The sequence below is a fragment of the Dendronalium phyllosphericum CENA369 genome (assembly GCF_016056275.1).
In the GTDB taxonomy this organism is placed as follows: domain Bacteria; phylum Cyanobacteriota; class Cyanobacteriia; order Cyanobacteriales; family Nostocaceae; genus Dendronalium; species Dendronalium phyllosphericum.
In genome coordinates, this window is record NZ_JAECZA010000046.1 from 1 (window position 1) to 14,576 (window position 14,576).

At 42.4% G+C, this 14,576-nt stretch carries 9 protein-coding genes and 1 pseudogene; 5 read left to right on the top strand and 5 right to left on the bottom strand.

Going from position 1 to position 14,576, the window contains the following annotated elements; translation table 11 throughout:
* Together I8752_RS12565 and I8752_RS12570 are read right to left on the bottom strand one after the other, a co-directional pair.
* Positions 1–3,404: PAS domain S-box protein (locus I8752_RS12565; RefSeq protein ID WP_214432659.1), on the bottom strand; the 3,404-nt coding region annotated here is incomplete at its 3' end.
* 138 nt (positions 3,405–3,542) lie between these two features.
* On the bottom strand, positions 3,543–5,990 hold the full coding sequence (locus I8752_RS12570) for a beta-propeller fold lactonase family protein (protein ID WP_214432660.1): 2,448 nt from the start codon (positions 5,988–5,990) through the stop codon (positions 3,543–3,545).
* Positions 5,991–6,349: 359 nt separating this feature from the next.
* Here I8752_RS12570 and I8752_RS12575 point away from each other — a divergent pair, with 359 nt between their 5' ends.
* The 4 genes and pseudogenes from I8752_RS12575 to I8752_RS12590 all read left to right on the top strand — a co-directional run bounded on the left by I8752_RS12575 (position 6,350) and on the right by I8752_RS12590 (position 8,836).
* Positions 6,350–6,508 (top strand): hypothetical protein, encoded by a 159-nt coding sequence (locus I8752_RS12575; RefSeq protein WP_225895628.1) that lies wholly within the window; start codon positions 6,350–6,352, stop codon positions 6,506–6,508.
* Positions 6,493–6,714: pseudogene (locus tag I8752_RS12580) on the top strand (NHLP family bacteriocin export ABC transporter peptidase/permease/ATPase); the annotation flags it as partial. The gene I8752_RS12575 and the pseudogene I8752_RS12580, both read left to right, overlap by 16 nt.
* A 113-nt stretch (positions 6,715–6,827) precedes the next feature.
* Complete coding sequence (locus I8752_RS12585) at positions 6,828–7,784, top strand: fatty acid desaturase family protein (RefSeq protein WP_214432661.1); 957 nt, start codon at positions 6,828–6,830, stop codon at positions 7,782–7,784.
* Between the two features lie 29 nt (positions 7,785–7,813).
* Positions 7,814–8,836, top strand: coding sequence for a phosphatase PAP2 family protein (locus tag I8752_RS12590; RefSeq protein WP_214432662.1), 1,023 nt, complete (start codon positions 7,814–7,816; stop codon positions 8,834–8,836).
* A gap of 30 nt (positions 8,837–8,866) precedes the next feature.
* Here I8752_RS12590 and I8752_RS12595 read toward each other — a convergent pair whose 3' ends face one another.
* The gene (locus I8752_RS12595; protein ID WP_214432663.1) at positions 8,867–10,312 is read right to left on the bottom strand and encodes a deoxyribodipyrimidine photo-lyase, 8-HDF type; all 1,446 of its coding nucleotides are present in this window, start codon (positions 10,310–10,312) and stop codon (positions 8,867–8,869) included.
* Between the two features lie 249 nt (positions 10,313–10,561).
* Here I8752_RS12595 and I8752_RS12600 point away from each other — a divergent pair, with 249 nt between their 5' ends.
* The gene (locus tag I8752_RS12600) at positions 10,562–11,116 is read left to right on the top strand and encodes a 1,2-dihydroxy-3-keto-5-methylthiopentene dioxygenase (protein ID WP_214432664.1); all 555 of its coding nucleotides are present in this window, start codon (positions 10,562–10,564) and stop codon (positions 11,114–11,116) included.
* A gap of 162 nt (positions 11,117–11,278) precedes the next feature.
* Here the strand turns inward: I8752_RS12600 and I8752_RS12605 are convergent, their stop codons facing one another.
* Entirely contained in the window at positions 11,279–12,988 is a 1,710-nt protein-coding gene (locus tag I8752_RS12605; RefSeq protein ID WP_214432665.1) for an iron uptake porin, read from the bottom strand.
* Between the two features lie 362 nt (positions 12,989–13,350).
* On the bottom strand, positions 13,351–14,394 hold the full coding sequence (locus I8752_RS12610) for a Gfo/Idh/MocA family oxidoreductase (RefSeq protein WP_214432666.1): 1,044 nt from the start codon (positions 14,392–14,394) through the stop codon (positions 13,351–13,353).
* Between the last annotated feature and the right edge of the window lie 182 nt (positions 14,395–14,576).

Below are 14,576 nucleotides of genomic sequence, written 5' to 3' on the forward strand. Positions count from 1 at the left end.
GCTCCCCCAGCTCCCCCAGCTCTCGCCCGTAAAGTAACTCCCCCACTCTGAGTAAACTTCACGGCGTTACCTAGCAGATTGATCAGAACTTGCCGGAGTTTGCCTTCATCTGTATGAATGTACCGAGGCAGATCGGCAGCAATATCAAATCTGAGAAACAATTGCTTTGCTCCTGTACGTACCTGGAACATTGCTTGTAATGTTTGCAATAGCAGATGCAGGTCGAAGTCTTCCGGATTGAAAACGATGTGCCCAGCTTCGATTTTCGACATTTCTAGGACATCGTTGATCAAATTCAGTAAGTGTTCTCCACTGCGGTTAATAGTAGCTAAAGATTCACGCTGATTTGATTTGAGAGCAGTATCTCGCTCCATTAACTGAGCAAAACCTAAGATGGCATTTAGCGGCGTGCGGAGTTCGTGACTCATGTTAGCCAAAAAAGCGCTTTTTGCTCTGTTAGCGGTTTCAGCAGCTTCTTTGGCAACTCTCAACGCTTCTTCTGCTTGATGCCTAGCTCGGCCGATCGCAATGATTTCAGCCACCAGTTTCAAAATATTAATATCCTCTTGAGTCCAGTTTCTCGTATAGTTCACAACGTCTGCGCCAATAAAGCCGACGACTTTACCAGAATGAATCATTGGTACGCCGAGTGCAGATTTAATCGACTGACTATCAAACAGGATTCTTTCGGCACTATTGGGTGGCAAATCGGCAACGCGCGGTACAACAAAATTCTTGCCTGTGAGGATGGGAGACACCAAAGAAAATATTTCTAGATTGTTGCTTTTAGCATCGCTGGCTAATGGTTGAATACTAGCAGCACACCATTCATTGACCACGTAAGCTTCGGTTGCCTCTGGAGATAACTCAAAAATGCAACATCTTTCGGCATGAATAAATTGGGCGATCGCACTCAGTGTAAAATCAATCGCCGTGTCTAAATCTTGATCGACGAATTGCCGTGAGATACTGCTGAGTAAACTTTCGGCTTGAGCGCGACGCTGGATAGCTTCGTCTGCCCGTTTGCGCTCCAATTCTGCACCAGTACGAGCAGCAAAGATTTTCACAATCAGTTCCCGTCCCGAATCGTGCTTCATTGGTTTGGTATCGATGACTGCCAAATGTCCTAATATCTCACCAAATGAATTGGTTAGGGGAATGCCTAAAAAACTCTCGGCATTCATTTGTGTTAGATATGTATCTTCTGGGAAAGCGGCTTGAAGTCCTTGGGGATAGTGGCACAGGTTGCCTTGTAAGGGACTGTAACAAGGAGTACCGTCCACGCTGTACTCTACTTTTTCCCCAAGGGCATCGCCACACCAAAATGCCAGACTGCGAACTCTAGTTTTTGCCTCATCAATAAATTCAGTGACTAGGGCGTATTGAACTTGCAATACCTCAGCTAAATAACGCACGCAGGAATTAAAGAATTCATCACCTGTTTTCGCGGCTGTACCCTCGATAATCAAGCGTAAAGCTTGTTCTTGCTGCTTGCGAGCTGTAATATCTGTAAAAACAGAATCCAAACAAGATTCTTCCGGGTTAAAGCGTAGTGATAGCAATAACCAAACTAAAGCTCCATCTGGGCGACGCATTGGTAGTTCAAAATTGCGAACTTCACCGACAGCTTCTAACTCTGCCAATACCTGCGCTCTATCTTTGGGATTGACATAGAATTCAGTTGTGAAGTGCTTGCCAATTAATTCAACAGCACATGCATAACCTAAGATATTAGCAGCACGTTGGTTGGCATCGATAATTAAGCCATCGTGTTTGCGGTTGCGGATAATACCTACTTGGGAAGTTTCAAAAATATTGCGGTATTTGAGTTCGCTGCGACTCAATGCTTCTTCTACTTGCTTGCGCTTTGTGGCATCCGTACCTACAGAAAGAATTTCTACTAAATTGCCTTGCTCGTCTAAAACTGGTTTATTTGCCCAGACAATCCAGACGCGATCGCCATTTTTGCAAATATTTTCATTTTCGTTGAACAAATAGTTTTCTGGATGTTGACAAATATCAACCATTAACCATTGCAAGTCTCGCCCTGATGTTTCAGTTTCGGGTACGATTGTCCCAACAACGTTACGTCCGATAATTTCGTCTAAATCGAAGCCTAAAAATCGTTGACCATAGTCATTCAAAAAGCTGATATTTGCATTTTTATCCCAACGTAATATGATACAGTTAGCAGTTTCTACCAAATCGCGATACTGTGCTTCTCTATCTCGAATCACCGCTTCCGCACGCCGACGTTCGCTAATATTCCGTACTATTGCCAAGATGTGTGGCTGACCATTGTAAGTGCAAATCGTGCCTTTAACTTCCACATCAATTAAAGTGCCATCTTTGCAGATATCAACTGCTTCCCCATAAAATTCCTCACCCTTTCGAGTTTTTTCTAGATACTTGAGAAAAACATGCAGTGAGTTTGGGTGAATATAAGCTGATGGATGTAAATTGATAAATTCTTCATAAGAGTAACCGTGCATTTGGCAAGCAGCCGGATTCACTGCAACAACTCTCTCGGTTTCTATGTCGGTAATAAATAATCCATCAGTAATCGCTTCAAAAATACCCCGATACTGAAGTTCGCTTTGTCGCAATGCTTCTTCTACTCGTTTGCGATCGCTAACATCCCGTCCCAAAACTACTAGACATTTACGCCTACCATCCTGGTAAAACAGGGGAATTTTAATCATGTCCAGACTACTGATAGTACCATCAGGGCGGGGAACAACTTCCTCTACGCGATAAATAGATCCATGTTGCCAAGCTTGTTCGTCTGTTTTGTCGCAATAAAGCAAAGTTTCGCCATAAAAATCGCTAAACTGGGCTAATTGAGCGTCAGTTTTACCTTGATAATCAACTCCTTCTAGCTCTAGAAATTCTAGATTAGCTTGGTTCGACACTAACCATCTTCCCTTGCCATCCTTTAAACAAATAATATCGGGTGTGGCATTAATCAGTGTCCGCAACCGTTCCTCACTCTCTCGCAGAGATTCTTGAGCTTGTTGAGCCTGCGTGATATCCCGAATCACCAGTACAGCACATTGACATCGCTCCCCAGTTATGCCTGCACAGCTACCAGATATTTGTAGTATGAGGGTGCGATCGCCTTGCTGCAATTCATAGTTTGTTGTTTGATACTCTCCATTGTGGATCTGCACATCCGGGTAAGCTGATAAAGCGATCGGTTGTCCTGCTTGTGCTAAAGGCAACAACTCACTTAACTTCGAGGAACCAATGCTATGTGGTTGATTTACTAAAGTTGCAAAATTAGAATTCCACCAATGGATGCATCCATCTTCGCCAACCCAGACTACAGCATCGGCGATCGCATCTAGTGTGACTTGCATCCTAGTCAAAGTAGTTTGCAATTGCTCTAGCTGTTCAACGCTCATCAACGACTCCTCAATGCCTCCGCAATGGCATCAGCAACTATGTATAGCGATTGTATCGCTAGTCTATAACTGAGGTATTCACTTAGAGCAAAACTACATAATGATTTCAAACAAAACTATTTTACGGAAAAATGGCAATCAAGCAATCAAATTATTCACATTCAAATTGACTCGCACAATCATATCGTTGAAATCTTTATCGCCAGAAGCTGGTAAATCCTCAAAGCCAAAGCAATTATTTCCCAAAATCTGAACGTGATCTGCCTTGTCAGCGTTCGCACCCAAAAACGGGAAATAAATAGCCGGATTGTTATTAGGATTGCTATCAAGCAATGCATCGACGTTACCATTGACAATAATCAATGGTGCAAACAAAGAATCAGCAGAGAAAGTACCAGTGTAATTGGCAGTACCTTGATTTTTCGCCGTTAAGTTAATGCCCATAACACGTTCGCGCAAAGCAGCTTCAATATAACCAGCTTGCCCAACCAGAACATCTGCTTTACCATCACTATTGGTATCAATACCGCCACTTTCATCTGCTACGCGGTAGAAGCTAACAAAGTCATTGTAAGCAGCTTCCCTATTAACTACAAAATTGGCTTCTACTGATTGTGTGACACTGCGTAAATCAATTAGTTCTCCTTGATGTTTGCTTTGCAAACTCGTACCCAAAGGTAACTTTTGCTCTGTTGCCTGAATCTTCAAGACAAAATCTTGGAAGTTGAGAGAGAAGCCATCTTCTGAGTCTGCCGCGTTCGCAAAAACTACATCAGACAACGAGGTTTGTCCAGATAACACAGCATTAGTAGTGCTGTTGCGTACTATATAAAATCTGAAATTTGTACCAGACTCAAACTCTAGTAGACTTGTCAGGTCATCAGAATTAACACCATTAGGCAGATTAGCAATGGTGGAGAAAACCGTCTTAGAACGCTGGAGAGCAATTTGAGTGTAACCTGCCGCGCCTGGGGCAATGCCATCAATCTTACCTTCGGCATCGTCAACAGCAAATACACACAGTTGGTTGACCAATAAAGAGGTATTGCTTTTAATTTTGACTGAGAGTTTTGCTTTTTCACCTGGAGCTTGATTTTTAATAGTGAAGAGATCGCTAGTAATTTTTGTGAGCAGAGTCACATAAGTAGTACTACTATCATCTGTAGTAGCACCACTACCAACTGTAAGTTCAAAGTCATCACTGACTGCGGCTTCAACAATATCTTTGGCAGTGACTTTGACATTGAGACTGCCCAAGTTGGCAGTAGTTGGAGTTCCGCTAAAGGTGCGTGTAGCCTCATCAAAACTTAACCAATCAGGTAGGGGATCGCCATTTGCTAGAGTAGCGCTGTAGGTGAGAGTATCGCCCACATCTGCGTCGCTAAACGTGTCAACAGGGACTGTGAAGTTGAAGAGTGTGTTTTCAGTGGCTTTTTGGTCGAGGAGCGCTTTGGCTAAGACTGGCGGATTGTTGGGAAGCCCAAATACTGCTACTGCTGAGTCACCACTTCCAGCAGCATAAAGGTATTTGCCATCGGGGGTGACTGTGATGGATCTAACCAAAGAAAGACCATCGATACCGTTTGTGCCATCTTTTTGAACTTCTAGGAAAGTGAGCTTGCCAGTAACTGTATCCCGCCCAAACACTGCTACTGCTGAGTCATAAACTCCAGCAGCATAGAGGTATTTGCCATCGGGGCTAACTGTCACGGTGGTGACATTATCAATCCCATCGACACCGTTGATGCCATCTTTTTGAACTTCTACGAAACTGAGTTTGCCAGTGGCCGTATCCCGCTCAAACACCGCTACTGCTGAGTCATAAGCTCCGACAGCATAAAGGTATTTGCCATCGGGGCTGATGGCGCTGGAGTAGGCAGCAGAAAGCCCATCGACACCGTTAATACCATCTTTTTGAACTTCTACAAAACTGAGCTTGCCTGTGACTGTATCCCGCTCAAACACTGCTAGCGCTGAGTCACTAAATCCAGCAGCATAGAGGTATTTTCCATCGAGGCTGATTGTAGAGGCTCTGACACCAGCAAGCCCATCGACACCGTTGATGCCATCTTTTTGAACTTCTACAAAACTGAGCTTGCCAGTGGCTGTATCCCGCTCAAACACCGCTACTGCTGAGTCAGAAGCTCCACCAGCATAGAGGTATTTGCCGTCGGGGCTGACTGTGACACTAAAGGCACCAGCAAGTCCATCGACACCGTTGATGCCATCTTTTTGAAATTCTACGAAACTGAGTTTGCCTGTGACTGTATCCCGCCCAAACACCGCCACTGCTGAGTCACCATATCCAGCAGCATAGAGGTATTTGCCGTCGGGGCTGACTGTCACAGAGTAGATATTAGCAAGCCCATTGACACCGTTGATGCCATCTTTTTGAAATTCTACGAAACTGAGCTTGCCAGTGGCTGTATCCCGCCCAAACACCACCACTGCTGAGTCATTATATCCAGCAGCATAGAGATATTTGCCGTCGGGGCTAACTGTGACGAAGAAGTTACCAGCAAGCCCATCGACACCATTGATCCCATCTTTTTGAAATTCTACGAAACTGAGAATGTTGTTTGGCATGAGTATTTATTAATACTTAACTGTTTAATTGCTACAGTACTAAGAATTTTCGCTGAAAAAAGCAAAGTCATGTCTATGCCAATTTAAGGAATCAATTTTATAATCGCCCTCAGCAAATTTACTTAAAACATTAAATGTTTTAAGTAATATAAGTGCTAACTAAAACAAACACAGCTTATTGGCTTAAAATTTCGCAGATATGCTTATTTGGTACAGCCAGAAAATTTTTTAAAAATTGCAATTATCTCCCCTAGTTCTCCCCTATTTCTCTCTAAATTCATATTCAGAAAGGCAGAGAACACCGCACAAGCCAAGTGAAAAACTTTTGCCAATAAATCAACCACAAAGGAAAACACATCATGTTACAACAAATCAAAGAATTACTTCAAAACGCTCAACTACAACAGAAATTAACAGCAGCAGCTAACGAAGCCGAAGCGATCAAACTGCTAGCGATCGCAGGTGCAGAAAAGGGTTATAAATTCACTGTTGAAGGCTTATCTCAAGTAGCGCTTTAGATGCACAAACCGAGCAAATTATTAACCTCAACTTGCAACGGCGTGGTTGTTCCTGTATTGTAGTAGCCCACCGCCTTAGCACAATTCGCAATTGTGATGAAATTATTGTCCTTGAGCGGGGTCAAATCGTGCAGCGTGGCACTCATGAGGAATTATGGCAGCAAGGCGGAACTTATGCACGCTTACTCCATGCAGCAGAGGCATAAAGTTCGGGTAAATACTTATGATTAAGACATAAAGACTTGGAAATTTTTAAAACATAACTAATTAACTGGACTTAGTATAATTACGCCCATATATTTGACATTAAGTATTAATTATGTCTAGTGATAGAAGTATTCAACCTGAATTATCAGATAGCAAAACCGACAAGCAATACAACGCCCGTCAGATTCTGACTCTACAAGAATTAAGCGTTTTGAACGATCGCTCCAACCGTAAAGGGCTGGTTCATTTAACTGGACATCTAACTATCATCGGATGTAGTGGCTACCTGTGGGCCACAAATTGGGGCAATTGGTTGCTAGCAATACCAGCATTGGTTATTTACGGTTTTAGTTTGGCTGCCATGTTTGCACCTATGCACGAAGGCGTTCACAGAACTCCTTTTGCTAACAATCGCTTGAATGATATTGTTGCTTGGTGTGCGGGCTTGCTCTCGTTTTACAACAGCACTTTCTTTCGTCATTATCACAAGTGGCATCACCTTTACACTCGTGTTCCTAGCAAAGACCCAGAACTGACCGACCTTAAACCGAGCAACTTGGGTAAATATTTATTGGTACTTAGCGGTTTACCTTGGTGGGTAGACAAGATCCGTGGGCATTTTCGCGCTGTCCTCGGTCAACTTGATGATTGTCCATTTATACCAGAAGCCGCACGAGCCGAAGTTACTCGCTCTACTCGCTGGCAATTAACTGTTTATGCAGCTGCGATCGCTCTCTCTATGACAGCGGGTCAACCTTGGTTTATACTTTATTGGCTGCTACCGCTGTTCGTAGGTCAGCCGATTCTGCGTTTTATTCTCTTAGGAGAACATACAGGTTGCTCTCTTGATGCTAATTTACTGACAAATACGCGCACAACATTGACACTCTGGCCTGTGCGATTTCTCATGTGGAATATGCCATTTCATGCAGAACACCATTTGTACCCATCAATTCCATTCCACGCATTGTCTAAAGCTCATCAGCAGTTGAGTTCGCACTTTGCCCATATCGATCCAGGCTACATCAAAGTCAACCGCGATATTCTATCTAAATTGAGACAGTTATAGTAATTCGTGATTAAAACACACTTAAAACAATGAATGCTTATCTTGGTAATATCTCTGAAGAAAATCCTTTAATTTCGGCAATCCATACTGCTGTTAAAGGACGAGCTAGATATAAGGTGAATGGACTTTATCATTCGCCATCTCTTAAAAGATACCTAGAATTGCAATTGTTACAAAAAAAAGCGATCGCCCAAGTTCGTGCTAATCATCTCACTGGAAATGTTCTTGTGATTTTCCATTCAAATTTTAGTCCAAGTGCGATCGCCTTGCTCATCCAAGATGTTGTTTTAGACTTCAGACAAAAGCTCAGAAAACTGCCTGTAAGAAACGCTCAGATCCAAACAAGCACAGAACCAGCTAAAAACTTACGCCAAACACTTATACAGAAACAATTAAAAGTTAGCGATCGGCTTCTTCTGGTATCAGCAACAGTAAGTACACTTGTCTTAGCTGCTGGATTACTGCACAGATACAATCTAGATACAGGTATTTTACTAGCAATTCAAAAGCTGCATACACCACTTTTAGATCGCATTATGGTTGGCATAACTTTTCTTGGCGATCCATTAGTTGTGCTATTAATTTGTTTGGCAATAGAAATTAATTTGTTGCATTCTAACCGTCGCCAACAAGCAAATACTTTAGGGATAGCGGCAGTCAGTGCAATAGGCTTAAATTATTGGCTGAAAGTGCTTTTTGGTAGAGTACGTCCAGAACTGTGGAACCGTATTATTCATGTAGGACACCACAGCTTTCCTAGCGGTCATGCAATGGTGTCAATGGTAATTTACGGTTTTATTGGCTACATTGTGGCAAAACAATTTCCGCAATGGCAAAAACAGATTTCCATCTCGACGGTTGTCTTAATTGTTGCGATCGGTTTTACCCGGCTTTATCTAGGCGTACACTGGCCTACTGATGTGATAGCTGGCTATGCTGTAGGTTTAGTATTGTTGATGGCTTGCATTTTCTACTTAGAAAAAGGACAAGAGAGAGATGAGGAAGATGAAGGGGTAAGGGAGAAATATGTACCTGTTCCCTTTTTCTCCTGACAACTGACAACTGACAACTGACAAAACTCCTTACTCAGCACTAGTAGAAGCTTTTTGTTGTTGATAACGCTGTTTAAACTGCTGTTGCTGTTTTTTATGCTCCACAATTGGCTCAGGGTAGTCAAGACCGTGACGTTCTAAAGGGGAAATTTTACCAGTAACTAAATATTCTGTATCCAGAGAACGCAGTTCGGGAACCCATTGCCGGATATATTCGCCTTCGGCATCAAACTTTTGCGTTTGACTGGCTGGGTTGAAAATCCGCACGGGTTTGGGGTCCATACCACTAGAAGCACTCCATTGCCACCCGCCATTGTTAGCAGACAAATCACCGTCAATTAGCTTTTGCATAAAGTATTTTTCGCCCAATTGAGGATTAATTAGCAAGTCTTTAGTTAGGAAGCTAGCAACAATCATCCGACAACGGTTGTGCATCCAGCCAATTTCATTCAATTGCCGCATTGCTGCATCTACAATGGGATAGCCAGTTTTTCCCTCACACCAAGCCTGAAAATGTTCTTCGTTGGTTTCCCAAGGAAAGTTTTTGAAGGCATCGCGGTAAGCACCATCTGCCAATTCCGGGAAGTGATACATTGCGTGTTGGTAAAACTCTCGCCAAGCTAGTTCCTGTTGCCATGTACGGATACCAGCTGCTGCTTCGTCGCTGCGGCTATTTTCTAGTGCTTCTGTTGTGGCTTGCCAAGCGCTACGAATGCCAATGACACCAAATTTCAAAGCCGCACTCAGTTGCGATGTGCCATCCATAGCAGGAAAATTACGCTGTTCTTGGTATTCGGTAATTGCTTTGGCGGTAAATTCTTCTAGTCTTGCTTGCGCTCCTGCCTCTCCTGGTGGAATAATTAATCCTCCATCCCAAATAAATCCTAAATCTTTGGCTGAAGGTAGTGGAATAGCTCCTGCTTTGTTAGCAATTTCCTGTTCGCTGGCTGTTAAACCTTCGGTATTTTGCAAAGTCTCTATTGGTTGAGCTTTCGGTTTGCTACTCCAATTTTTCCAAAAAGGTGTATAAACTGTGTAAGCTTGACCGCTACCCGTGCGTATTTCTTCTGGCGAGTGGAGAATTTGATCCCAATTTTGGGTAAGAAACTCAATTCCTTTTTCTTTAAGGGCATCAATGACGGTGCGATCGCGTATTTGTGAATAAGGCTCTACATCCCAATTCCAAAATACAGCTTTAGCTTTTAATGCTACTGCCAAAGCTGGTATTGCTTGCATGGGATTGCCCTGGAGTATTAAAAGTTGGCTTCCTGCTTTTGCATATCGCTGTTGTAATGCCTGTAAACAGCCAATCATATAAGTTACTCTCACAGGAGCAATATCATCTCGTTCTAGAAGATTGCGATCGAGACAAAAAACACCCACCACTTTTGAACTTTGCCGTCTTGCAGCAGCCAATCCTGTATTATCAGAAATGCGTAAATCGCGGCGATGCCAAAACAGAATTAAATCAGACATTCTATACAAATCATAGTTCGCTTGTACTAGATTAGACCCTACCATACCTTAAAGCATCATTCTACCGACAAATTTCTGTAAAAAGTGCTGAGTTAGAAGTTGTGGTCAGTTGTTAGTTGTTGTTATTCTTACCTCCCCTGCTCCCCTTATTCCCTCTATCCAAAATCCACGGTAACTCTATCGGATATAGTGGCTTGTTTTGTCAAATTTGAGTATACTCTTCTTAACAGTTAATTTAGTCTTTGTGTCATGGCTACCTTACTATTAGACGACGGTACAGTTGAGAGCGATTTAGGTGAGATATCCCGCGAACTTTCCCCTCTGGGCATCTATTTGAAACACTATGACCCAGGAACATCGCTACTATTTCCTAATCTGATAGAACAAGACGTTTTAACTGATTCTGAGAAACGCTTTATTGTAGAACTACATAACGGTGTCTTCGAGTTTCTGCAACGAGAAAATGGCTATGTCTGGTGTGATTTACTCAATCTGCATCCAGGTTCATTTAATCTTGAAACGCTAATAGCTGCATACAACCGTTACCATACTCATACTGCTGCTGAACCCCTCTACATATTGGCAGGAGAAATGATCTTCGGCTTCATTAGACCCGATGGTAGTCAGGTACACCTTTTAGTTCAGTCCCAAGACTACATCTACATTCCAGCAGGAGTAGAGCATTGGTGTAGTCCTACAGCATTGTTGCATTGTAAAGCAGTGCGCTATTTCTCCACTGCTGACGGCTGGGTTCCCAATTATACAGGCACTCAGTTGAAAGATTCTTTAAACAAGCTGGGTTAATATCAGTTCTCTTAAAGACGGCTACAAATGATCGGGAACATAAAAACACAAAAATTGAAGCAAAAAGAGCAGGCTTCGCCTTGGGTTAGGGAAAAAGGAATTAAATAAAGTTCTCCCCCTTTCCTTTTTCCCCTCTGCTCCTCTTGGGTAGCACAAGTGGATTTAGAAATCGAAGGTTGTGCGAAGTACTCCTACATATTGGGTATCGTTGTTGCTGTTGTTTTCCGGATTGATAATCATCCAAAAACCAGGAGTAACTGAAATGTTGTCGTTCATTCGCCAGCGATAGAATGCTTCGAGGTGATAAGAATTGTCTGACTCTTCACGGACATCACTATTAGAGACACGCGGTGGCAAACCAAAGAGAAATCCTGGCAGATTGCCCTTACCTCCCACATCTGGAAAAGACACGCCGATCGCACCAAACCAAGCATTGGCATTATCACCACTATTCACAAATAGAGAATCTGTTCCACCCCTACCATTAGAAATATCGCTGAAACCAGAGTTCTTGGCAGTCGCCCAAATATATCCACCCCAAGCATGGACTTGGAAGTGTGGAGAAAAGCGATAGAATCCTTGTGCGCCGACAATGCTGTTGGAAGTAGCAATGCTGTTGCCAAAGGGAGCATTTGACAAGATACTGCCCCTACCAGCTGTGATATTAACACCAGAATCACCAGGGTTATATCCATGAGAGTAGGCGACACCAATAGCGCCTTGCTTTGTGTAATACACTAAATGAGCTAGAGCATTGTAGCCGCCATCAAATAACCCACTTTTTACTGTTGGGTTATTAGGACTGTTAGCTAAATAGCCTAGAGTGAGAACCAAGTCTTTGCTAATTCTCCAGTTAGCGGCTGCACCGCCTCCACCTCGCTCGAAAAGCAGACTATTTTTACCAAATAGTGAGGGAATCCCATTGCCATCATCGGCAATAGTCGCAGGAGTTACGTTGTCTGTGATGTCGTTGTAGCCAATACCTACGGGGCCGACAACGAAAGAAAGGGAATCACTAACCGGGAAATAGTAACGGATGTGAGGAATAAGGAGTGTATTGTTGTTGTCATTATCGAAGTTCAGGCGCGTCATCCCTGTGCCTGTGGCTGCTGCAATTTTGCTTGAACCATCGGGATTGGCAAAGTTGCCAAACTCTAGTCTGACTCGCAACAAATCTTTGCCTGTGAAACTGCTCTCTAAATTCAGACGACCCCGATTTGCAAAGTAGGTCTGGGATTCATCGCGTTCCCGCTTCGGGTTGCCGAAGGCATCGCCTCCGACTCTATTACCAAAGGTATCGCTAACGGCAGTAATAATTTGAGCATACAGCCTAGTAGTAGTGGAAAACTGCTGCGTCTCTAATGTTGTTGTACGTGCTTCTAAGCTATCTACTCGGCCGCGCAGAGTTGCCAGTTCTGCCGCAAAGTCTTCTTGCAATTTTTGCAGCACTGCCAAGTCTTGTTTATTGACTAGATTACTGGTATTTGTTGCAATCAACTCATTAATGCGATTTAAACAAGCATTTAAACCTGCGGCAAATTCATAACGAGTTAAGGCACGATTACCGCGATAGGTAGAATTAGGATAACCTGCAATACAACCGTAGCGTTCGACCAGCAATTGCAATGCACCAAATGCCCAATCTGTGGGTTGAACATCAGAAAACTGGGAGACTGAAGTTACTTGTCCCTGCAAAGTGCGATTATTATCTACTGCACTAGAATTATTGTCGACCTGAGAAACTGGAGTGACTTGTCCTTGCAAGGTGCTATTGTTATCTGCCACACCAGAATTATCATCTAAAGGTGTTGCTAAGACTGCTGGACATATCAACAATAAAAGTGGAAAACTGTATAAAAATATTTTCAGCATTGGGTTCATTTCCGTATTGGATACATGAAAAAATCTGGATTTGAGGTCAGAAATCTTTAGCTGTATAGCTGGGGACTGGGGACTGGGTGAAAAGTCCTTTTGTGTCTAGGTTTGATCGTCTGTTGATGTCCTAACACTACTGGCGACGGCTATATCTATGCATTGGAGATTTAGACACATCTTTTCTCAGGACTAGTACTAAATCTTCATCCTTTATTTGCTGTCTAAGTCATTAACTTCGTTTGTGCCTCGATCGATGGCGTTAAGCTACGAAGATAGTCAATATTTATGAGAAACAAAATATTTCACAACGTCTACTTTCAAAGCTGAATACATCCTATTTTTGATGTAAAAAATTTGAGTTAAAGTGCAGTTACTTTTTGCTCATTATTGCTTTTAATTGCCGCTTCTATAATCCGCATCACATTAATTCCGTCTTCGGCAGTAACAGCAATTGGTTGATTATCAACGATTGATTTATACATCGCATCGTAGTAACCCAAATAATTGCCCTGCAAACTTTTTACTTTTTCTCGGATTACCTTTCCTTCTTTTTCTGTATGCAGCAACCCATATTCACTTTCAGGCTCTGTGTACCAATCAGATGTATTTGGCTTCATACCAACCCGTAACTTATCTTCTTGTGCGTCAGCTCTACTTTTAAGAAAAGAACCTTTTGTCCCATGTATAATGTACGATGGCACAGGCTCGCGCACTAGAAAACCCGCTTTTAATTTGACGCGCAGTTTGTCGTAGTATAATATCGACTCAAAATAATCATTTATCTGCGATGCTGGTCTAGTAATTCGCATGTCTGCAAAAACAGCGTTCGGCATTCCAAATAAATGCAAAGCTTGGTCTATTATATGCGGCCCCAAATCTTTGATGATTCCTGCTCCCGGCCCTGGAACTTCTGTATGTTGTCTATTGCTAAGTGTTGGTTTGTATCGCACAAAATGAAGTTCTGCTTCAACAATATCTCCTAATAAGCCTTCTTTGATGATTTTTTTTACTGTTTGAAAATCACTATCCCACCTACGATTTTGATAAACAGATAATTTCTTTCCCTTTTTTTGCGCTAATTGGTTCAGTTCTTCTGCTTCTGCTACTGTTGTTGTAAATGCTTTTTCTACTATTACATGCTTGCCTGCAAGCAAAGCTTGTTTAGTATAATCATAATGCGTATCAGTGGGTGTATTTACCACCACCAATTCTACTTTATTATCTGCCAATAATGCTGACAAGGAAGCATAGCTTTTTACATGAGGATAATCTGTTTGTATCAGCTTTTTGCTTCTTTCCCAAGAACCTAGTAATTGAAATCCGGGATGCAGATTTATAAAAGGTGCATGAAATACCTTACCGGACAATCCATAAGAACAAAGAGCCGTATTGACAGTTTCCATCTTTTTACTAATTTACTGAAGCGAAAGTTTGTATTTAGTTGTTATATGATTCTTGCTCTTGAATGCAGACTCATTTAGCAAATTGGGAAAATATTACGTTTTTAAACACACTGATACTAATTTGAAAAAAGAATGCAACAGATATTTTGGTAGGAGCGAACGCCGTTCGCCCTTACAAACAA

Coding starts and splice junctions, on each gene's coding strand:
- I8752_RS12570 (WP_214432660.1), bottom strand. CDS start 5,990: ATGCCAAACAACATTCTCAGTTTCGTAGAATTTCAAAAAGATGGGATC.
- I8752_RS12575 (WP_225895628.1), top strand. CDS start 6,350: ATGTTACAACAAATCAAAGAATTACTTCAAAACGCTCAACTACAACAG.
- I8752_RS12585 (WP_214432661.1), top strand. CDS start 6,828: ATGTCTAGTGATAGAAGTATTCAACCTGAATTATCAGATAGCAAAACC.
- I8752_RS12590 (WP_214432662.1), top strand. CDS start 7,814: ATGAATGCTTATCTTGGTAATATCTCTGAAGAAAATCCTTTAATTTCG.
- I8752_RS12595 (WP_214432663.1), bottom strand. CDS start 10,312: ATGTCTGATTTAATTCTGTTTTGGCATCGCCGCGATTTACGCATTTCT.
- I8752_RS12600 (WP_214432664.1), top strand. CDS start 10,562: ATGGCTACCTTACTATTAGACGACGGTACAGTTGAGAGCGATTTAGGT.
- I8752_RS12605 (WP_214432665.1), bottom strand. CDS start 12,988: ATGCTGAAAATATTTTTATACAGTTTTCCACTTTTATTGTTGATATGT.
- I8752_RS12610 (WP_214432666.1), bottom strand. CDS start 14,394: ATGGAAACTGTCAATACGGCTCTTTGTTCTTATGGATTGTCCGGTAAG.